Below are 19,853 nucleotides of genomic sequence, written 5' to 3'. Positions count from 1 at the left end.
GGAAGGTCCGGGAAGGCATACGGGGTCGGAAAAAGGCGAGTGCGGAGGGGACTGCTGCGGCGGCGCGGCCCGCGCTCACGGCATGCCGGTGAGCAGCTGCGGCTGCGTGCGCAGCAGCCAGGCGCCGCGCGCCTTGGCGTAGTCGGCGCGGGCGGCCAGGGCGTCGAGCACGGTGGCGCGCAGGGTGCGCTGCGCATCCAGCAGGTCGGTGAGGGCGATGGCGCCCTTGCGGTAGGCCAGCTCGGCGTTGTCGGCCACCTGGCGCGCGCGGGGCAGCACGCCCTGGTCGTAGTCGGTGGCGCGGCGCGCGGCGTTGTCCATCGTCTGGCGCAGCCGCTGCAGGTCCAGCAGGGCGAGGCGGCGGGTGTTCTCCAGCGCGTCCTGGGCGCGGGCGTAGTCGGCCTGCGCGCGGCCGATCTCGCCCTGGTACTGGTAGCCCCATTGCAGCGGGATCTGCACGCGCAGCTCGACCTGGCGGGTGGAGGTGCCGGGGTAGTGATCGACCGAGGCGCCCACCGTCCAGTCGGATTTCCGCAGCGCGTTGGCACCGTCCAGCGCCGCCTGGGCGGCCTGGGCACGGGCCAGGGCGGCCCGCACGTCGGCGCGGTTCTCGGCCCAGTCCGCCAGGTGGGCGTCGGTGGCGGGGCGGTCGCCGTCCAGGGCCGGCCAGGGCGTGTCCACCGCCTCCAGGCGGCTGCCGGTGCTGCCCGTGACCTGCGCCAGGGCCAGCGCGGCATCGTCCCGCGCCTGCTCGGCCGCGCGCGTGTCGGCACGGGCGCGCTCGGCCTCGATGCGGGTGCGCGAAGCGTCCTGCGCCGACAGGTCGCCCGCCTTCACGCGCCGGTCGGCCATGCCCGCCACTTGCCCCAGGCTGCGTTCGATGGCGGCCACCTCGGTCAGGCGCTCCTGCGCGGCCAGCAGGTCGTAGTAGGCCGAAAGCGCGGCCTGCAGCTGCTGCACCTGGGTGTCCGCCACATCGGCCTCGGCGGCGTTGGCCGTGCTCTCCGCCGCCTTCTTGCGCAGCGCGCGCTTGTCGCCGCGCTCCCAGGTCCAGTCGATGCCGATGGACTTGTCGATGCGCTTGCGCGTGAATACGTTGCCCGGCCCGGGGCCGTGCTGCAGGTCGATGGAGCTGGCCTTGGTGGTCAGCGAGGGCAGGGGGGCATGGTCGGCGCTCAGCACGTCGGCGCGCGCACCGGCCAGTTCCTGGCGGGCCTGGCTGACCTCGCTGTTGTCGCGTGCGGCGGCCAGCGCCTGGGCAAGCGTCCAGGCGGCGCCGCGCTGCGCGGATGACGTGGGCACGGGCAGCGCAAGGGCGGCGGGCGCGGCCGGCTGGGCCTGTGCGGCCGGCCAGGCGGCGAAGACACCGCCGCAGGCCAGCAGGGTTGCCGCGATGCGGGAGGCGGCCGGGCGCTGCACGGCACCGGCACGCCGGGTGGAAAAGGGAGGATGGGAGCGCATGGCATGTTTATCCGCCGCCCAGCCTGACCACGGCCTGACCACGGCCTGACCGCCGAGCCTGCGGGCGCCCCGGCCGAGACACAATGCGGTGTCCGCGCCACGGTGCGGCGGATGCCGCCGGCCGCGCCTCTCCGGCGCTGTGCTTGTCTTCATTTCTTCACCGCTTTTCGCTCCCTGCCCATGCGCATCCTCGTAGTCGAAGACGATGCCGTGCTGCGCGGCGTCATGCAGCGCAGCCTGGCCGATGCCGGCCACCGCGTGGACGCGGCCGCCACGCTGGCCGAGGCCGACCATTTCTGGAAGGTGCAGCCGTTCGACGCCGTGCTGCTGGACCTGAACCTGCCGCAGGACGCGGGTGCGGCGAGCCCGCTGGGCAGCGGCCTCACGGTGCTGCGCGCGGCCCGCGCGCGGGGCGACCGCACGCCGGTGCTGGTGCTCACCGCCCGCGACCGCACCGAGGAGCGCATCGCCGGCCTGGACGCGGGCGCGGACGACTACCTGGGCAAGCCGTTCGACCTGGCCGAGGTGGAAGCCCGGCTGCGCGCCCTGGTGCGCCGCACGCAGGGCACGGACGACCGCACCCGCGCAGGCACCCTGGTGCTGGACCGGCGGGCGCGCCGTTTCACCATGCACGGCCTGCCGTTCGAGCTGCCCGCACGCGAATTCGAGGTGCTCTGGGAGCTGATGACCCCGCCGGGCCGCGTGGTCAGCAAGCGGACGCTGTCGGACAAGCTCTCGGACTTCGACGACACGCTGGGCGACAACGCGCTGGAGGCCTTCATCTCGCGCTTGCGCAAGAAGCTGCAGGGCAGCGGGGCGGGCATCCGCACGCTGCGCGGCCTGGGCTACATGCTGGAGGAGGCGGGCAGCGAAGCCCCTGGCGGCGACGCGCCGCAGGAGTCCGCATGAACCCCGGCCGGCCTGCCGCCGCGCCGGAGCACAGCCCGCGCGCGCCGGGCGCTGCGGCATCGCCACCTGCCGAGCCGCCGTCGCTGCGCGCCCGCCTGCTGCGCCACGTGCTGGTGCCGCTGGCCCTCACCTGGTTCGCGGGCACGGCGATCTCGGTGCTGGTGGCCAACGGCTTCACCCAACGCGCCTTCGACCGCGCCCTGCTGGACGACGCCTACGCCATCGCGGCGAATGTGCGGCTGAAGGGCGGGGCACTCGATCTGGCGCTGACATCGCGCGAGCTGAAGTCGGTGCTGTTCGATCAGGTGGAGACGGTGTACTTCGCCGTGGTGCTGCCGGACGGGTCGGTGCTGTCGGGCAATGCCAGCCTGCCGGCGCCGCCACCGCGGGAGGGAGAGGCCTACCGGTTCTCGGACATCAACTTCCGGGGGCGTGCGCTGCGCGCGGTACGGGTGCAGGTGAGCGAGCCGCAGGTCTTCGAGGTCATCACCGCGCAGACGGTGCATGCGCGCAGCGCCATGCTGCGCAGCGTGCTGCTGTATTCGGTGGTGTCCCAGCTGGTCTTGCTGGGCGCGCTGGCCTGGTGGCTGCGGCGCGCCATCCAGGCCGACCTGCAGCCGCTTGCGGCGTTCCAGGCCGCGCTGGCCGAGCGCGATGCGCGCGGGCTGGAGCCGGTCGCGCTGCAGGCTTCCACGCGGGACCTGCAACGCCTGGAAGGTGCCGTCAACGGCCTGCTGGCGCGCGTGGCCGAGAGCGTCCGGGCGCAGCGCGAATTCGCCGGCAACGTGGCGCACGAGCTGCGCACGCCGCTGGCAGGCATCCGGGCGCTGGCGGCATATGGCCTCTCGCACAAGGACCCGGCGGTGTGGCACGAGCAGCTGGCAGGCGTGGCCGCCAGCGAGGCGCGGGCGAGCCACCTGGTGGACCAGCTGCTGGCGCTGGCGCTGGCCGACGAGATGCGCGGTGCGGTGCCGCGCGAGCCGGTCGCGCTGGACGAGCTGGCGCGCGAAGCCGTGCTGCGCTTCCTGCCACGCGCCGATGCCGCCGGGGTGGATCTGGGCGCCCGCGGACTGGAACACCCCGTGGTGGTGCAGGGCCAGGCGCTGCTGATCGAAGGCGTGCTGGGCAACCTGATCGACAACGCGCTGCGCTACGGCCGCCCGGCCGAAGGCGGCCCGCCGCCGCGCATCACGGTGGAGATCACCCAAGAAGACGACGACGGCGCCCCCGGCGCGGGCAACGTGACGCTGGCGGTGGTGGACAACGGCCCCGGCATCGCCCGTACCCAGCGTGCGGATCTGATGCAGCGCTGGGCCCAGGGCCGCGAGGGCGAGCGCCTAGGGCAGGGCGCCGGCCTGGGCCTGGCCATCATGGCGCGCTACGCGGAACTGCTGGGTGCCCGGCTGATGCTGGGCCCGGGGCCGGGCGGGCAGGGGCTGCGCGCCGGGATGGTATGGGTGCGGCAGCCAGCCTGAGCCCGTATCGGAGCATTCGCGGCGATTTGCTCATTTTTCGATAGCAATCTACCCAGTCGGATCAATGGCTGACGGCCCACATACCCCTGGATTCCGATCCATGAAAAAAGCCAGGCAGTCGCCCGCCTGGCTTGGGGGATCGGGCGGCGCCTCGTGGGGGCCCCCCGTGTCGGGCATCAGCCCTGCTTCGACTGCTGCAACGTCGGGTAGTCGGTGTAGCCCTTCTCGCCGCCGCCGTAGAACGTGGACTGGTCCCACTCGTTCAGCGGAGCATCCTTGCGCAGGCGCTCGACCAGGTCGGGGTTGGAGATGTAGGCCTTGCCGAAGGCGACGATGTCGGCACGGCCGCTTTCGACCGCCTCCATGGCCAGCGCGCGGTCGTAGGCGTTGTTCACCATCCAGGCACCCTGGCCACCGGCTTCGCGGTAGGCCGCCTTGATGGCCTCGTAGTCGAACGGACGGCCGTCCACTTCGCGCGGTCCACCCGTGGCGCCTTCGATCACGTGGACATACGCCAGGCCCAGCGGCGCCAGCTGGCGAATCACGTAGTCGAAGAGCGGCTGCGGATCGGCGTCGCTGATGTCGTTGGCCGGCGTGACGGGCGAGAGGCGGATGCCGACCTTGCCGCCACCGATGGCGTCCACCACGGCGCGGGTCGCTTCCAGCAGCAGGCGGGCGCGGTTCTCGATGCTGCCGCCGTAGTCGTCGGTGCGCTGGTTGGCGCCGGTCTTGAGAAACTGGTCCAGCAGGTAGCCGTTGGCGCCGTGGATCTCCACGCCGTCGAAGCCAGCGGTTTCCACGGCGTTGCGGGCTGCTGCGGCGTAGGTGTGAACGATGCCGGGCAACTCGGACGCATCCAGCGCACGGGGCTCGGAGGTGGCCACGAACTGGCCCTTGCCGCTGTCGCGGTCCACGAGATACGTCTTGGCCTTGGCCGTGATGGCCGACGGCGCCACGGGCTGGCCGCCCTCCGGCTGCAGGTCCACGTGCGAGATGCGGCCCACATGCCAGAGCTGGGTGACGATCTTGCCGCCGCGCTCATGCACCGCGGCCGTCACCTTCTTCCAGCCATCGAGCTGATCGCTGCCGTACAGGCCCGGCACGTCGGCATAGCCCTGACCCTGGTGGCTGATGGCGGTGGCTTCGGTGATGAGCAGGCCTGCAGTGGCGCGCTGGGCGTAATAGGTGGCGGTGATGTCCTTCGGCACGGCATTCGGCGAGCGGTTGCGCGTGAGCGGCGCCATGGCGATGCGGTTGGCGAGCTGCAGGTCACCGGCCTGGACGGGATCGAAAAGCGTAGTGGACAAGGGAAGTACCTCTTTGGCAAAACGGGGGTGGGTCAAGGGCCCGGACCGGGCCCTTTCACGGCAGGAAGCGACGTTACCGCGTTTGCCGATTTCCTGCAGTGGGACTGCGCCGCGACGGGATATGCGAGCCGTGCTAGCGAAATCGCAGCAGCCGATGGCGTGCGGCCGTCCTCTCGCAGCTTTTGGCTTATCTGTTTTCCGCATGGTCATGCGCGCAAACGGCACTTCGCCGCCGGAAAGGCGCTTCCTAAGATGGCTCGGCCCGGCCCCCGTCGGGTTGGCTTTTCCTTCTGCACCACCACTCCTCCACAACCATCCCACAAAGGGGTCATCCAGATGCCATTTCCGCCGGACCAGAGCGCACCGTCCACCCGCCGCCGTACGTTGCAGGGCGCTGCCTTGATGCTTGCCGGCAGCCTGCTGTGCAGTACCGCTGCCCTGGCGCAGGCCAGGAAGGAAGTGGTGATCGGCTACCAGGACATGGTCGTGCCCTGGCGCCATGCGCAGGAGACGAAGGAGGTCGAGCGGCGCACCGGCTACCAGGTGACCTACCGCAAGCTCGGCAGCGGGGCCGAGGTGGTGCGCGCGCTGGCCTCCGGCGCGATCCAGATCGGCGAAGCGGGCTCGTCCCCGGTCGCGGCGGCGCTGTCGCAGGGCGTGCCGATCGAGGTCTTCTGGGTGCTGGACAACATCCACGATGCGGAAGCGCTGGTCGCGCGCAACGGCTCGGGCGTGCAGTCGCTGGCCGACCTGAAGGGCAAGAAGATCGGCCTGCCTTTCGTCTCCACCACGCACTTCCATGCGCTGGTGGCGCTGCAGGATGCAGGCATCGATCCCAAGGCGGTGCGCATCGTCAACCTGCGGCCTCCGGAGATCCTGGCCGCCTGGGAGCGGGGCGACATCGACGCCACCTTCGTCTGGGACCCGGTGCTCGCCAAGGTCAAGCAGAGCGGCAAGGTGCTCGCCACCTCCGGCCAGATCGCGGCCAGAACGGGCAAGGCCACGTTCGACGCGCTGGCCGTGAACAAGGAATTCGCACGCACGCACGATGCCTTCCTCACGCAGTTCGTGCAGGTGCTGGCCGACGCCGACAAGGCCTATGCCGCAGACAAGGCCGCGTGGACGGCGGATGCCGCCCCCGTGAAGTCGATCGCGAAATGGTCCGGCGCCGAAGCCCAGGCGGTGCCCGCCAGCCTGGCGCTCTACGCCTTCGTGCCGCCGGCCGAGCAGGCCGGCGGCCAGTGGCTGGGCGGGGCCCAGGATTCGGGCGTGGCGAAGTCGCTGGCCGCGACGGCCGCCTTCCTGAAGGAGCAGGGGACGGTGCAGTCCGTGCTGCCCGACTACGCAGTGGGCGTGAATCCCACATGGGTGCAGCGTGCACGCTGAGCAGGGCGCGAACGCCGCTGGCAGCCATGCCGGCCGTGCAGGAAGCAGTGGCTGCGCGGGTGGCGGCGCATTGTCTCTGCGCGGCGTAAGCGTGCGCTACGAAGGCACCGATCATCCGGCGCTGCAGGGCGTCGACCTCGACATTGACGCGGGTGAATTGGTCGTGGCGCTGGGGGCCTCTGGCTGTGGCAAGACCACGCTGCTGAATTGCATGGCCGGCTTCACCGAGCCCTCCGCCGGCACCCTCACGCTCGATGGCCGGCCGGTGACGGGGCCGGGTGCCGAGCGCGGCGTGGTCTTCCAGAAGCATGCGCTCATGCCCTGGCTGAACGTGATCGACAACGTGGCGCTGGGCCTGCGGCTGCGCGGTGTTTCACGTGAAACACGTCTGCGGCTGGCCGGCGAACGGCTGGCGCAGGTGGGGCTGGAAGGCTTTGCCCAGGCGTCCGTCTGGCAGCTCTCTGGCGGGATGCAGCAGCGCGTGGGCATTGCCCGTGCCCTGGCCAGCGACCCGCAGGTGCTGCTCATGGACGAGCCTTTCAGTGCGCTCGACGCCTTCACGCGCGAATCGCTGCAGGAGCTGGTGCTGCGGCTCTGGCAAAGCACCGGCAAAACGATCTTCTTCATCACCCACGACGTGGAAGAGGCGCTGTTCCTCGCCTCACGCCTGATCGTGATGACACCGCGCCCCGGCCGCATCGCGCAGCAGCATGCGCTGGATTTCAACCGGCAGTTCCTGGCAGGCCAGCCTGCCCGGGCCGTGAAGTCCAGCCCCGCGTTCATCGGCTGGCGCGAGCGGGTACTGGATGCCGTGGCGCCGCCCGTGCCCTGGTCACCCGCAGCCCGGCTGCCGGAGCACGACCATGCCGGATGAAGCCTTGATGCCATCGCCCCACCGGTTGGCTGCGCAGCCGCGGCGAGAGAGCGGGACTGCTTCGACGCAGGCACCCGCACGGGCCTTGCCGTCGCCGTCACCGTCCCTGTCGCCATCACCGTCCCTGCGCGCCGTGGCGCCGTACCGCCTGCCGGGCCAGGGGCCGAGCCGGGGCCTGAGCGTGGCCTGTATCGTCGCGCTGGCGCTGCTCTGGTGGCTGGCCACGCAGCAGCAGTGGGTCAAGCCGCTCTTCCTGCCTGCGCCCGAGGCCGTGCTGCATGCCCTGCGCGATGCCTGGGAGGGAAATATCCAGGGCGGGGAGCCACTCTGGCGGCATCTGCAGTGGAGCACCATCCGGGTCTTCGGCGCGTTCGCGCTCGCGGCCGCCACGGCGGTGCCCGTGGGCATCGCGATGGGCGTGAGCCGCGTGGCGCGCGGCGTGTTCGATCCGCCCATCGAGTTCTACCGGCCGCTGCCACCACTGGCGTATCTGCCGCTCATCGTGATCTGGTTCGGCATCGACGAGACGGCGAAGATCCTGCTGATCTACCTGGCGTGTTTCGCCCCGATCGCGCTCGCCGCCCGGGCCGGCGTGCGCAGTGCAAGCGTGGAGCAAATCCATGCGGCGCTGTCGCTGGGAGCGGGCCGCTGGCAGCTGGTGCGGCACGTGATCCTGCCGGCCGCGCTGCCGGAGATCCTGGTCGGCTTGCGCATCGCCATTGGGTTCGGGTGGACCACGCTGGTCGCGGCCGAAATGGTGGCGGCGACGGTGGGCATCGGGCAGATGGTGCTCAATGCCTCCAACTTCCTGCGCACCGACCTGGTGGTGGCCGGCATCCTCGTCATCGGCCTGGTGGCCTGGGCGTTCGATGCCGGCCTGCGCTGGATCGAAGCCCGCGCGGTGCCCTGGAAGGGCCGGGCCTGAAACCCAGGCAGGCCCGCCGTTTCTGACCGAAGCCCAGGAAGGGACTTACTTCTGCAGGCCCTCGGCCTTGAGCGCCGCCTGCACGGCCGGGCGCGCGCCCACGCGGGCCAGATAGGCCTGCAGGTTCGGCAGGCCCGAGGTGTCCACGCCCACGTGCTTGCCCCAGCTGCACACGGTGAACAGGTAGCCATCCGCCACCGAGTAGTGTTCACCCAGCAGGTAGTCCTTGTCTTCGAGCTGGCCGTCCAGCCACTGGAAACGCGACATCAGCTTCTCGCGCACGATCGACTTGTAGGCATCCGGCGTGCTGGGTTGGAACAGCGGGCTGTGGCCCTTGTGCAATTCGGTGCCGATGAAGTTCAGCCACTCCTGCAGGCGGTAGCGCGCCAGCGTACCGTTGGCCGGGGCCAGGTTCTTGTGCGGAGCCTGGTCGGCGATGTACTGCACGATGGCCGGGCCTTCGCGCAGGCGCGTGCCGTCGTCGAGTTCCAGCACGGGCACGTAGCCCAGCGGGTTGATCTCGTAGAAGTCCGTGCCATCCTGCAGCTTGTGGCTCTTGGTGCTCGCAAGCACGGGGGTGAACGCCAGGCCGGCTTCGTGCAGGGCGATGTGCGGCGACAGCGAGCAGGCGCCAGGGCTGTAGTAGAGCTTCATGGTCAGGTCGGAAGACAGTGGAACAAGCCTGCCATGCTACTAGCGAAGCACCGACCGGCGCTGTCGGCCAGGATGCCGCGGAAGGTGAGGGCCACCGGTGGTGGCCAGCCAGTGTTCCACGTGAAACAAACGGCGGGAGCCGACGTGCTGGATCGCCTGCGCAGTCCTGTCCCTCCCCCAGGGCAGGGGATGGTGCGCGCAGGTGGCGCGCCAAGGGCAGGCATGGGAAAATCCCGGCCTTCCCCTTTTCAGATCCCATTGTCCCGACCTGTCACCGGCATGCTGCCGGCCCGGCGGGCAAGGCGCCCGCTGGCGGCCCGGCGTGCGCTCTTTCCGCCATCGGGCCGCTCCCCGTGTTCAAGGTTTCGGAGCAGTTGCATGTTGTACCCCCAGGAATTTGATGTCATCGTCGTCGGCGGAGGCCATGCCGGCACCGAGGCCGCGCTCGCTGCCGCCCGCATGGGCAGCAAGACGCTGCTGCTCACGCACAACATCGAAACGCTGGGACAGATGAGCTGCAACCCCAGCATCGGCGGCATCGGCAAGGGCCATCTGGTGAAGGAGGTGGATGCCCTGGGCGGCGCCATGGCCCTGGCCACGGATGAAGGCGGCATTCAATTTCGCATTCTCAATGGCTCCAAGGGCCCGGCCGTGCGCGCCACGCGCGCCCAGGCTGACCGCGTGCTCTACAAGGCCGCCATCCGCCGCATGCTGGAAAACCAGCCGAACCTGTGGCTGTTCCAGCAGGCCGTCGATGACCTGCTGGTGGAGGGCGACCGGGTTGTGGGCGCGGTGACGCAGGTCGGCATTGCCTTCCGCTCCCGCACCGTGGTGCTGACGGCCGGCACCTTCCTGGACGGCAAGATCCATGTGGGATTGAACAACTATGCCGCCGGCCGCGCAGGCGACCCGCCCGCCGTGAGCCTGTCGGCGCGCCTGAAGGAACTGCAGTTGCCGCAAGGACGCCTGAAGACCGGCACGCCACCGCGCATCGATGGCCGCAGCATCGACTTTAGCCAGCTGGAAGAACAGCCCGGTGACGGCATGCCCGGCGGCGTGAACGAGGGCACGGTGCCCGTGTTCAGCTTCATGGGCAATGCGGCCATGCACCCGCGCCAGGTACCGTGCTGGACCACCCACACCAACGAGCGCACGCACGAGATCATCCGCTCCGGCTTCGACCGCAGCCCCATGTTCACCGGCAAGATCGAGGGCGTGGGCCCGCGCTACTGCCCGAGCGTCGAAGACAAGATCAACCGCTTCGCCGACAAGGACAGCCACCAGATCTTCCTGGAACCCGAGGGCCTGACCACGCACGAGTTCTACCCCAACGGCATCTCCACCAGCCTGCCGTTCGATGTGCAGTACGACCTGGTGCGGTCCATGCGCGGTTTGGAAAACGCGCACATCCTGCGGCCGGGCTACGCCATCGAATACGACTATTTCGACCCGCGCTCGCTCAAGAGCAGCTTCGAGACGCGCCAGATCAACGGCCTGTTTTTTGCCGGCCAGATCAATGGCACGACCGGTTACGAAGAGGCTGCGGCCCAGGGCTTGTTCGCCGGCATCAACGCTGCGCTGCAATGCCGGGGCGAAGACGCCTGGTTGCCGCTCCGCGACGAGGCCTACCTGGGCGTGCTGGTGGACGACCTCATCACCAAGGGCGTGACCGAGCCCTACCGCATGTTCACCAGCCGCGCGGAGTTCCGCCTGCAGCTGCGTGAAGACAATGCCGACATGCGCCTGACCGAAGCAGGGCGCCGCATGGGCCTGGTGGATGACGCACGCTGGGACGCGTTCAGCCGCAAGCGCGACGCTGTTTCACGTGAAACAGAGCGCCTGAAAAGCACCTGGGTCAACCCACGCAACCTCCCTTCTACCGAATCCGTACGCGTGCTGGGCAAGGCCATCGAGCATGAATACAACCTGTTCGACCTGCTGCGCCGTCCGGACGTGGCCTACCAAAGCCTGATGACTCTGGATGAGGGCAAGTACCGCTCGCCCGACGTTTCACGTGAAACACTTGGCGACCTGACTGCCCCCGTTTTGGAGCAGGTGGAGATTGCTGCCAAATACGCCGGCTACATCGATCGCCAGAAGGACGAGGTCCAGCGTGCGGCGTATTACGAAACGCTGCGCCTGCCGTCCGCACTCGACTACCTGCAGGTGCCCGCCTTGTCCATCGAGGTGCGGCAGAAACTGCAAAAGCACCGCCCCGAGACGCTCGGCCAAGCCTCCCGTATCTCGGGCGTCACGCCCGCTGCCATCTCGCTGCTGCTGGTGTATTTGAAGAAGAGTGGCTTCAAGGGCTTCGCCGGGCAGGCGGCCGAAGCCACGGCCGATGCGACCGAGGCGGCGGCATGAGCGCCCACGCGTTGCTACGGGCACCGCTCGAGCAGGGCATCCAAACGCTGGGCCTGGATCTGACCGACGCACAGCACGGCCAGTTGCTCGATTTTCTGGCACTGCTGCAGAAGTGGAACAAGGTCTACAACCTGACCTCGGTGCGCGATCCTGGGGAGATGCTGACCCACCACTTGCTCGACAGCCTGGCGGCCGTAGGACCCCTGCAGCGCCATCTGGAACAGCGCATGCAGGGGCCAGGGCAGGGCGGCGGTCTGCGGCTGCTGGATGTGGGTTCCGGCGGCGGCCTGCCCGGCGTCGTGTTCGCCATTTGCTGCCCGGAGCTGGATGTGAGCTGCGTCGATACCGTTGCCAAGAAAGCGGCCTTCATCCAGCAGACGGCGGCTACGCTGCGCCTGCCGAATCTGCATGGCCTGCATGCCCGGGTGGAGAGCCTGACACAGGCCTTCGACGTGGTCAGCTGCCGCGCTTTCGCGTCATTGGCGGATTTCACCACCTGGTCCGGCGCGGCCCTGTCGCACGACGGCGTGTGGCTGGCGATGAAGGGCAAGCATCCGGCCGATGAGTTGGCCGCGCTGCCTGCCGGCGTGTCGGTGTTTCACGTGGAACCGTTGGCCGTCCCGGGCCTGGACGCCGAACGCTGCATCGTCTGGATGCGCCCTGTTACCGCCGCTTGACCAGCGCAAACGACGCACCGGGTCGCTTCGGAAGGGCGGTCGCGTAAACTCGGCATCCTTTTGCGCTCCGGGGGTGTTCGATGTTCGGTATTGCTGATTACGGGGCTTTCGTCGCGGCCATCGTCCTGTTCCTCGCCATTCCCGGGCCCGGCAACCTTGCACTGATCACCTCCACGGGCAAGGGCGGCATTCGCGCCGGCCTGGCCGCCACCATGGGCGTGATCGCGGGCGACCAGGTGCTGATGTGGCTGGCGGTTGCCGGCGTGGCGGCGCTGCTTGCAGCCTACCCGGCGGCGTTCCACGCGGTGCAGTGGCTGGGCGCGGCCTACTTGGCCTGGCTGGGCTACAAGCTGCTCACCGCCAAGCCGGGCGATGCGCCCGCCATCACCATCCAGCCGCGCCAGTACTTCCGCCAGAGCGCCTTCATCACGCTGCTGAACCCCAAGGCCATCGTGTTCTACATGGCCTTCTTTCCACTGTTCGTGGACCCGGTCCAGCACCAGGGCCTGCTGACCTTCGGCGTGATGGCTGCCACCATCGCCACGTTGACGTTCCTCTACGGCCTCGTCGTCGTCCTGCTCACCCACCACCTGGCGGCCCGCATGCGCGCGCACCCGGCGGTGGCCCGGGCGCTGGAGAAGACGGCAGGAGTGTTCCTGATCGGCTTCGGCCTGAAGCTGGCGTTGTCCAAGTAGTTTTCGTTTTTTTCTCTCGCGTTTCCCGTTTTCGCACTCTCTCCTGAAAAGCACCCGCAAGCCATGGCCCAGATCTTCTGCATCGCGAACCAAAAGGGCGGCGTCGGCAAGACGACCACCTCCGTCAACCTGGCCGCCGGGCTGGCCAAGGTAGGCCAGCGCGTGCTGCTGGTCGACCTGGATCCGCAGGGCAACGCCACCATGGGGTCGGGCGTGGACAAGCGCGCGCTGGAGTTGACGGTGTACGACGTGCTGCTCGAGTCGGCGTCCATCCAGGAAGCCGCCGTGAATGCCGAACAGTGCGGCTACCACGTGCTGGGCGCCAACCGCGAACTGGCCGGGGCCGAGGTGGAGCTGGTCACCCTGGAACACCGCGAGCGCCGCCTGAAGGCCGCCCTGGCCGAAGTGGACGGCGACTACGACTTCGTGCTCATCGACTGCCCGCCCAGCCTGTCGATGCTCACGCTGAACGGCCTGTGCAGCGCCCATGGCGTGGTCGTGCCCATGCAGTGCGAGTACTTCGCGCTCGAAGGGCTCACCGATCTGGTCAACACCATCAAGCAGGTGCATGCCAACCTCAACCGCGACCTGCAGATCATCGGCCTCCTGCGCGTGATGTTCGACCCGCGCATCACGCTGCAGGCGCAGGTCAGCGCCCAGCTCAAGGACCATTTCGGCGACAAGGTGTTCGACACCGTCATCCCGCGCAACGTGCGCCTGGCCGAAGCGCCCAGCTACGGCCTGCCCGGCGTGGTGTTCGACCCCAACGCCCGTGGCAGCCAGGCCTTCGTGGAGTTCGCACGCGAAATGGTGCGGCGGGTGCAGGCCGGATTGAATGCCAAAACAGCCCCCAGCGCTTGAAAAATAAGCACCTATAGCTATCAATAAGTGAGCATATGACCATGATGGAGCCGTCCCGTGTGTTGATCCTGCCCGGTTGGCAGAATTCTGGCGAAGGCCATTGGCAGACCCGCTGGGAGGCCCTGCACGGCTTTCACCGCGTGGAACAGCACGACTGGATGCGCCCCCTGCGTGGCGACTGGTCGGCGCGGCTCGAAGAGACCGTGGTCGATGCCGATGGCCCGGTCGTGCTGGTCGCGCACAGCCTGGGCTGCATCCTCACCGCCTGGTGGGCCGCGCATTCGCGCAATGCGCACCGGGTGCGGGGCGCGCTGCTGGTCGCTCCCGGCGACGTCGAAAGCCCCGAGGTCGCGCCGCTGCTGCCGGGCTGGAGCCCCATCGCCCGCCAGCCGCTGCCCTTCCCGGCCGTGCTGGTGGCCAGCCGTGACGACCCCTACTGCCGCTTCGACCGCGCGCAGACCCTGGCCGACGCCTGGGGCGCACGGCTGCACGACGCCGGCGCACGCGGCCATCTGAACGCCGAATCGGGCCTGGGCGACTGGGCCGAGGGGCTGGAGCTGCTGCAAGCCCTGGACGCCCCGGACGCGCAATTGAAGAACAACCCTCCGAATTGAAGACGACGACAACAACCACCATGGTCACCAAGAAACCCAAGGGCCTCGGCCGCGGACTCGAAGCCCTGCTCGGCCCCAAGGTCGCCGACGCCCTGCCGGCGCCGGCCGCCAACGCCGCCACGCCCGACGCGCCCGCCGCCAACAGCAGCACGCCCACCACGCTGCCCCTGAGCGCGCTGGTGCCCGGCATCTACCAGCCCCGCACCCGCATGGACGAAGGCGCGCTCTACGAGCTGGCCGAGTCCATCAAGGCCCAAGGCATCATGCAGCCCATCCTGGTGCGGCGCCTGACGACGGGCGAAAACGCCGGCCAGTACGAAATCATCGCCGGCGAGCGGCGGTTCCGCGCCTCGCGCCTGGCGGGCCTGGCCGAGGTGCCGGTGCTGGTGCGCGACGTGCCCGACGAGTCCGCCGCCGCCATGGCGCTCATCGAGAACATCCAGCGCGAAGACCTGAACCCGCTGGAAGAGGCCCAGGGCCTGGCACGCCTGACCCGCGAATTCGGCCTGACCCACGAGCAGGCCGCGCAGGCCGTGGGCCGCTCGCGCAGCGCCGCCAGCAACCTGCTGCGCCTCTTGAACCTGGCCGAGCCGGTGCAGTCCATGCTGATGGCCGGCGACCTGGACATGGGCCACGCCCGCGCCCTGCTGGCGCTGGACCGCGCCGCCCAGATCACCGCCGGCAACCAGATCGCCGCGCGCAAGCTGTCGGTGCGTGAATCCGAAGCGCTGGTGAAGAAGCTGGGCGCCGACTTCGGCCTGGCGCCCTCCGGCGCCGCCGGCAAGAAGGATGCCGCCGCCAAGTCGGGCGACGTGAAGCGCGTGGAAGAAGAGCTGTCCGACCTGCTCATGGCCGAGGTAGAAGTGCGCATCAAGAAGCGCGTCAAGCGTGGCGGCCAGACCGAGGAGATGGGCGAGCTGGCGATCCAGTTCGGTTCGCTGGAAGCGCTGAACGGGTTGATCGACCGGCTGCGGAAATAGGGCGTCAGCCGCTCAGCCGCTCAACCGCGATTGCGCTGAGCCTGGCCGAAGGGCTCTGCCCGCTGCCCGCCTTGGCTTCGATCAGCCCAGCCGGGACGGACTTTTCTTCCCGGACCGGTAGGGCCCCCGCCGCGCCGATGGGGCTCAAGGCGTCTGCCGAGTCCCCACCAGCGCCCGCAGCCGCCGCACCTCGCGCTGCAGGTCGATGATCAGCGCTGCCGCATCCAGCCCGACGTCGAAGTCCCGCTGCAGCCGCCGCGCCTGCAGCGCGCAGCGCAGGGCCTCGCCGTCGAACACCCATTGCGCCTGCGGCGCGCCGGGCACGGCGGGCGCGATCAGGCCGGCTTCGACCAGCGCGACCACCCATTCCTCGCGGTCGCCCGCCGCGCGGGCCAGTTCGATCGTGCCCAGCGGGTGGGCATCATCCACCGGGTGGGCTTGCGTGATGGTGACGCTGGTGTGGCGAACATAGGTCGTGGCGGTCATGCGGAGGCTCCCAGTGCGCTGCGGGGGTTGAAGGCTGCGCTGGCGCGGGCCAGCGCCTCATAGGCCGCGCGGGCCGCGTCGGAATCGGCGGGCGGCAGCGCCAGCTCCAGTTCCAGGTACAGGTGGCCGGGCGTCGCGCCCGGAAAACCGCGTTCCTTCAGCCGCAGCCGGCGCCCGGGGCGGGAGCCGGGCGGCACGGTGACCTCCACCTCGTCGCCATTGGGCAGCGGCACCCGCACCTGCGCGCCCAGGGCGGCCTCGCTGGGCGTCACCGGCAGCTTCATCGTCACATCGTGCCCCTCGACCCGCCAGCGCGCATCGGGCGTGAGGCGCAGCTCCAGGAACAAGTCGCCCGCCGGCTCGCCGCCGTGCCCGGGCAGGCCCTGGCCGGCCAGCCGGATCAGCTGGCCCGGCCGCACGCCGGGCGGAATCTTCACCTGCAGCGTGCGCTGCACCAGCTGCGGCTGGCCGTCGTCGTCCAGCTCCATCGCCTGCAGTTGCAAGGTATGTTCGCCGCCGCGCAGGCTGGTGGGCAGGTCCACCTCGATGGCCGCATGCTGGTCGTCGCCCCGCATGCGCGGCTGGCGCTGCTGTGCCTGGCGGCGCTGGGCCGCGCCGAACAGGGAGGAAAAGAAATCGCTGAAGTCCGCATCGTCGGCCGGGCCGGCGGTGCCGCCATGGCGGGCGCGGCTGAAGTCGAAGCCCTCGTCCCAGCCGGGCGGCGGCGTGAAGCCCTGCGTGCCGCCCGATCGGCCTGCTGAGCCGTGCGCAGCGCCGCTGGCCACGCGATCGGCCAGGGCGTCGTAGGCGGCACGCTTTTCGGCGTCGTGCAGCACCTCGTAGGCCTCGTTGACCTCCTTCATCTTCGCCTCGGCATCGGCCTCCTGGCTGACGTCGGGGTGGTACTTGCGGGCCAGCTTGCGATAGGCCTTGCGCACTTCGTCGGCCGACGCCTTGCGGTCCACGCCCAAGGCGCTGTAGTAATCCTTGAAGTCCATGGTGTTCCGATGAGGGAGGTGGAGGGAAGGAGATGCGAACGGATCGCCTGCATGGTGGAGCAGGGCGCCGCGCCCGCCAAGTCGGCCGACGCCGCAATCGGCTCAGCGGCAAATGGGCCAGCCGCCCGCTTCCAGGTGGAAATGGTCGCGGTGCACCCGGTTGTAGCCCGGGCCCAGCGTGCCGTCGAAGCGGCGGCAGGCGCCCGCATGCGCGGCGTGCAGAAACCGGGCGACCGGGTCGCGCTGCAGCGCCTGGGCGTCTTCCCACGGCTGGGGCGCATCTCTCAGCAGCTGGATGCGCCGGCCATTGGACAGCGTGAACCCACTCACGTCCAGCGCATCGGCCGTGGCATGGCGGCTGCGTCGGCCGGTGCCGCGCCCGTCGCCGGTGTTCACGTCGCGGCAGGCGTAGCTGCCCAGGTGGTCGATGCGGCGCACCTCCTGGCCCAGCTCGGCACGGGCGGCGTCCTGCAGGTCGTGCCGCTCCCAGAGCGCGAACGACAGCGCGGCGCGGCAGCTGAGCACCGTGGCACGGCTCAACTGCACGCGGTGGCCGGCCTCCAGCCGCACCGCGTTCGTGAAGCCGCAGCCCTGCACCGGCGCACGGTCGGGCACGGCAGAAAAGCGCAGGCCGGACACACGCAGCGCGGCCAGGCACTGGTCGGGGTCGGCGCGCGTGCGGCGCATCTTGAACGGGGTCAGCATATTCGGCGTCTCGGTCACGTCCAGCGCCGCCAACGGGTCCCAACGCGGCGGTACGGGCACCCAGCCGCCCAGGTAGCCGACGATCAGGCCGCAGGCGAGGCTGAAGAGCGCCGCGCCGAACAGGCGGCCGACTCCTCTTGCGGATCGAACGGCGGGGTCAGTCATGCACGGGGCACGACGCAGCCGGCACCCGGAACGCCCGCATGCGGAGCCTGCGGTGCGAGCGAGGCATCGGCAAGGTGGGGCAAAGGAGGGGGTGGGGCACAGAGGCGGTCCGGTGGCTATGCGGTCGATTGTGGGCGGAGCGGCGCGTACACCGGGGCGGACAGCCGCGCCGCAGCCTGTCAGCAAGAAGCCGGCTTTGGAATGCACCGCGCCAAGGGCGGCTCAGACCATCCTTCTGGCGTGACTCGCCGGATCGGGCGGTACGCGCACGCCCGAACCGCATTGCCCGGTGCTTTGAGCCGCTTTGAAGAACCGGTTCAGCCTGTGGCATGAACGATCGTTGCAAGGCTATTCCCCCGCGACCGTTTCCACGCTGCTTCTGCTTTGCCCCCGGACGCTGCTGGGGTGCTCCGCCATCCTCCACAAATGTGGTGATTTGTCATGGCATCAATAATCCGCAGCTCATCCGGCATGATCGCTGTACAACCCCGTTAAGGTTGCCTGCAAATTGCACAAGAGCAGGGGAAGACATGACAAAAAACCGCTACCGGATACTCGTTGCCATGTCTTTCATCCTTTTTCATCTTTCGGCTCGGATTGATTCGATTTTCGGTCTGCTTGCGTACCCTTACAGCGGAAGACACCCCGCTCCGCTCGACGGCGAAACGATCCTTTTTCTTGTCCTCACGATCTTGGGCGCGATCGCAGGGCTCTACGGATCCATGAGATTTTTATCGTGGGCGCCGATGCTCAATCTCATTACCGCTGCTTGTTTTCTGGCTTTCATATTAAGCAGTCAAATAGTATTTATCAGTTCGTCCTGGGCTCAGGCTTTGACGCTTATTGCCACCGCGAGTTGGGGGGTTGCTCTCGCGCTGCCATTTATCGATGACAACGTTGGGAGGATGTTCAAGTCGAAGCCGGATTGAGGGATGCAGCACATTTTCTATGGCTCGTCCTGGAAACAGGCAGGCCCCTGATGAAGCGGACAACCGCACCAGAACCTCGCGGCGAAATGCCAGACTCCTCCTCACTAGAATGCAGCGCACCGAAGCACCTGCCGAGCGATCAGCTGACCGGTCACTGGAAATGCGCCTCCACCGCGACCGCCCCCTACCCATGCCCTTGCGCCTGCCCGGAAACCCCCGGCCATGACCCGCTGGCTGCCCTGGCCCTTGCCGGCCCTGCTGGCCTGGGGTGCCGCCTGGCTGGCCTACGCCGGCCTGCAGCGTTGGCTGCCCGCCGCCTTCGCGCTGGCGCTGGCCTGCGCCCTGGGCACGGCGGCCAGCCTGCTGGGGCAGGGCTGGTGGCGGCGCGGGCTGATCGCGGCGGGGTTTCCGCTGTCGCTCGCGCTGACCGGCGCTGCCGCCGGCGTGCCGGCCTGGGCCTGGCTGGTGCCGCTGGCCCTGCTGCTGCTGGTCTATCCCCTCAATGCCTGGCGCGACGCGCCGCTCTTTCCCACCCCGCGCGGGGCGCTGCAGGGCCTGGCCGCGCTGGCGCCCCTGCCGCCCGATGCGCCCGTGCTGGACGCCGGCTGCGGCCTGGGCGACGGGCTGATCGCGCTGCGCAGGGCCTATCCGCAGGCACGCCTGCACGGGCTGGAATGGAGCTGGCCGCTGCGGGCCCTGTGCGCGCTGCGCTGCCCCTGGGCGCGCGTGCGGCGCGGCGACATCTGGGCGGCCGGCTGGAGCGGCTATGCGCTCGTCTATCTGTTCCAACGGCCGGAAAGCATGAAACGCGCTGCTACCAAGGCCGAGGCCGAAATGGCGTCCGGAAGCTGGCTGGTCAGCCTGGAGTTCGAGGTGCCCGGCCGGGTGGCGGACGCCTGTCTGCAGGGCGGGCCCGGCGCCAAACGCGTCTGGCTGTACCGCGTCGGCCAGGCTGCTGCCGGCCCGGGCCGACGGGGGAGTGGCCCCGGCCCAGGGCTATGATGCCGCCGCGCCCGGCCTGACCGCAGGCCCCGGCGGCTGCCGGCCTACCTTTTCACCAAGACATTCCAACACCATCAGAGGAATCGATCATGACCCGGAAGACGCACACCTTCACCCTGCTGGCCACGGCCTGCGCCGCCACCCTGCTGCTGGCCGGCTGCGAGACCACCAACATGCGCATGGGCAGCCCCGACGCCAAGACCGTCGCCACCGGCGCTGCCGGCGGCGCCAGTGCCTCCGGCGAGAGCAGCGAGCTGCAAAAGTGCGCCGCCCCCCTCGGCACCGTCTCCCTCGTCGAGAACCAGGACGCCGGCTGGTACACCATCCTGCGCAACGACCCTCGTCGAGAACCAGGACGCCGGCTGGTACACCATCCTGCGCAACGA

The 19,853-nt window shown here is 69.5% G+C and carries 19 protein-coding genes and 1 pseudogene; 14 read left to right on the top strand and 6 right to left on the bottom strand.

The window, feature by feature from the left end; genetic code table 11:
• Positions 1-75 precede the first annotated feature (75 nt).
• The gene (locus tag ASF94_RS03810) at positions 76-1,461 is read right to left on the bottom strand and encodes a TolC family protein (RefSeq protein WP_056661815.1); all 1,386 of its coding nucleotides are present in this window, start codon (positions 1,459-1,461) and stop codon (positions 76-78) included.
• 180 nt (positions 1,462-1,641) lie between these two features.
• On the opposite strand from ASF94_RS03810, the gene ASF94_RS03805 reads away from it, so the two are divergent.
• Positions 1,642-2,370, top strand: a complete 729-nt coding sequence (locus ASF94_RS03805; protein WP_056661811.1) for a response regulator transcription factor — start codon at positions 1,642-1,644, stop codon at positions 2,368-2,370.
• Positions 2,367-3,845: a sensor histidine kinase gene (locus ASF94_RS03800; protein ID WP_082492966.1), complete on the top strand. Its 1,479-nt coding sequence runs from the start codon at positions 2,367-2,369 to the stop codon at positions 3,843-3,845. The genes ASF94_RS03805 and ASF94_RS03800 overlap by 4 nt, the downstream gene beginning before the upstream one ends.
• 176 nt (positions 3,846-4,021) lie before the next feature.
• On the opposite strand, the gene ASF94_RS03795 is transcribed toward ASF94_RS03800, so the two are convergent.
• The gene (locus tag ASF94_RS03795; protein WP_082492965.1) at positions 4,022-5,152 is read right to left on the bottom strand and encodes an alkene reductase; all 1,131 of its coding nucleotides are present in this window, start codon (positions 5,150-5,152) and stop codon (positions 4,022-4,024) included.
• Between the two features lie 336 nt (positions 5,153-5,488).
• Here ASF94_RS03795 and tauA point away from each other — a divergent pair, with 336 nt between their 5' ends.
• The 3 genes from tauA to ASF94_RS03780 all read left to right on the top strand — a co-directional run bounded on the left by tauA (position 5,489) and on the right by ASF94_RS03780 (position 8,337).
• Positions 5,489-6,538 carry a taurine ABC transporter substrate-binding protein gene (gene tauA / locus ASF94_RS03790; RefSeq protein WP_056661808.1) on the top strand — a complete coding sequence of 350 codons (1,050 nt, stop codon included), beginning with the start codon at positions 5,489-5,491 and terminating at the stop codon, positions 6,536-6,538.
• 70 nt (positions 6,539-6,608) lie between these two features.
• A complete protein-coding gene (gene tauB, locus ASF94_RS03785; protein ID WP_056661806.1) occupies positions 6,609-7,412 on the top strand; it encodes a taurine ABC transporter ATP-binding subunit in 804 nt (267 codons plus the stop codon).
• The gene (locus tag ASF94_RS03780) at positions 7,402-8,337 is read left to right on the top strand and encodes an ABC transporter permease subunit (RefSeq protein WP_156382418.1); all 936 of its coding nucleotides are present in this window, start codon (positions 7,402-7,404) and stop codon (positions 8,335-8,337) included. The genes tauB and ASF94_RS03780 overlap by 11 nt, the downstream gene beginning before the upstream one ends.
• Positions 8,338-8,382: 45 nt before the next feature.
• Here the strand turns inward: ASF94_RS03780 and gstA are convergent, their stop codons facing one another.
• Entirely contained in the window at positions 8,383-8,991 is a 609-nt protein-coding gene (gene gstA, locus ASF94_RS03775) for a glutathione transferase GstA (RefSeq protein WP_056661799.1), read from the bottom strand.
• A 378-nt stretch (positions 8,992-9,369) separates the two neighbouring features.
• Between gstA and mnmG the strand changes: the two genes are divergently transcribed.
• The 6 genes from mnmG to ASF94_RS03745 all read left to right on the top strand — a co-directional run bounded on the left by mnmG (position 9,370) and on the right by ASF94_RS03745 (position 15,182).
• Positions 9,370-11,355 (top strand): tRNA uridine-5-carboxymethylaminomethyl(34) synthesis enzyme MnmG, encoded by a 1,986-nt coding sequence (gene mnmG / locus ASF94_RS03770; RefSeq protein WP_056661797.1) that lies wholly within the window; start codon positions 9,370-9,372, stop codon positions 11,353-11,355.
• Positions 11,352-12,032 (top strand): 16S rRNA (guanine(527)-N(7))-methyltransferase RsmG, encoded by a 681-nt coding sequence (gene rsmG / locus ASF94_RS03765; protein WP_056661794.1) that lies wholly within the window; start codon positions 11,352-11,354, stop codon positions 12,030-12,032. The genes mnmG and rsmG overlap by 4 nt, the downstream gene beginning before the upstream one ends.
• An 80-nt stretch (positions 12,033-12,112) precedes the next feature.
• Entirely contained in the window at positions 12,113-12,727 is a 615-nt protein-coding gene (locus tag ASF94_RS03760; RefSeq protein WP_056661792.1) for a LysE family translocator, read from the top strand.
• A 63-nt stretch (positions 12,728-12,790) separates the two neighbouring features.
• Positions 12,791-13,588 carry a ParA family protein gene (locus ASF94_RS03755; RefSeq protein WP_056661789.1) on the top strand — a complete coding sequence of 266 codons (798 nt, stop codon included), beginning with the start codon at positions 12,791-12,793 and terminating at the stop codon, positions 13,586-13,588.
• A gap of 44 nt (positions 13,589-13,632) precedes the next feature.
• On the top strand, positions 13,633-14,202 hold the full coding sequence (locus ASF94_RS03750; protein WP_056661967.1) for an alpha/beta hydrolase: 570 nt from the start codon (positions 13,633-13,635) through the stop codon (positions 14,200-14,202).
• Between the two features lie 20 nt (positions 14,203-14,222).
• On the top strand, positions 14,223-15,182 hold the full coding sequence (locus ASF94_RS03745) for a ParB/RepB/Spo0J family partition protein (RefSeq protein WP_056661787.1): 960 nt from the start codon (positions 14,223-14,225) through the stop codon (positions 15,180-15,182).
• Positions 15,183-15,326: 144 nt separating this feature from the next.
• Here the strand turns inward: ASF94_RS03745 and ASF94_RS03740 are convergent, their stop codons facing one another.
• From ASF94_RS03740 to ASF94_RS03730, 3 genes are all read right to left on the bottom strand, one after another.
• Entirely contained in the window at positions 15,327-15,668 is a 342-nt protein-coding gene (locus ASF94_RS03740; RefSeq protein WP_056661784.1) for a chaperone modulator CbpM, read from the bottom strand.
• On the bottom strand, positions 15,665-16,666 hold the full coding sequence (locus tag ASF94_RS03735) for a J domain-containing protein (protein ID WP_056661781.1): 1,002 nt from the start codon (positions 16,664-16,666) through the stop codon (positions 15,665-15,667). Before ASF94_RS03735 ends, ASF94_RS03740 begins: the two co-directional genes overlap by 4 nt.
• A 102-nt stretch (positions 16,667-16,768) precedes the next feature.
• Positions 16,769-17,536, bottom strand: coding sequence for an extensin family protein (locus ASF94_RS03730; RefSeq protein ID WP_082492964.1), 768 nt, complete (start codon positions 17,534-17,536; stop codon positions 16,769-16,771).
• A 530-nt stretch (positions 17,537-18,066) separates the two neighbouring features.
• Here ASF94_RS03730 and ASF94_RS03725 point away from each other — a divergent pair.
• The 3 genes and pseudogenes from ASF94_RS03725 to ASF94_RS03715 form a co-directional block, all read left to right on the top strand.
• Positions 18,067-18,465, top strand: a complete 399-nt coding sequence (locus tag ASF94_RS03725) for a hypothetical protein (protein WP_056661778.1) — start codon at positions 18,067-18,069, stop codon at positions 18,463-18,465.
• Between the two features lie 222 nt (positions 18,466-18,687).
• A complete protein-coding gene (locus ASF94_RS03720) occupies positions 18,688-19,467 on the top strand; it encodes a class I SAM-dependent methyltransferase (protein ID WP_056661775.1) in 780 nt (259 codons plus the stop codon).
• Positions 19,468-19,556: 89 nt separating this feature from the next.
• Positions 19,557-19,853 (top strand): annotated as a pseudogene (locus tag ASF94_RS03715) (peptidoglycan-binding protein); the annotation flags it as partial.

Origin of the sequence: Acidovorax sp. Leaf160, from assembly GCF_001424265.1 — a bacterium.
In the GTDB taxonomy this organism is placed as follows: domain Bacteria; phylum Pseudomonadota; class Gammaproteobacteria; order Burkholderiales; family Burkholderiaceae_C; genus Paracidovorax.
Note: the sequence above shows the minus strand (reverse complement) of the source record. Positions and strands in the feature narration are given on the sequence as shown.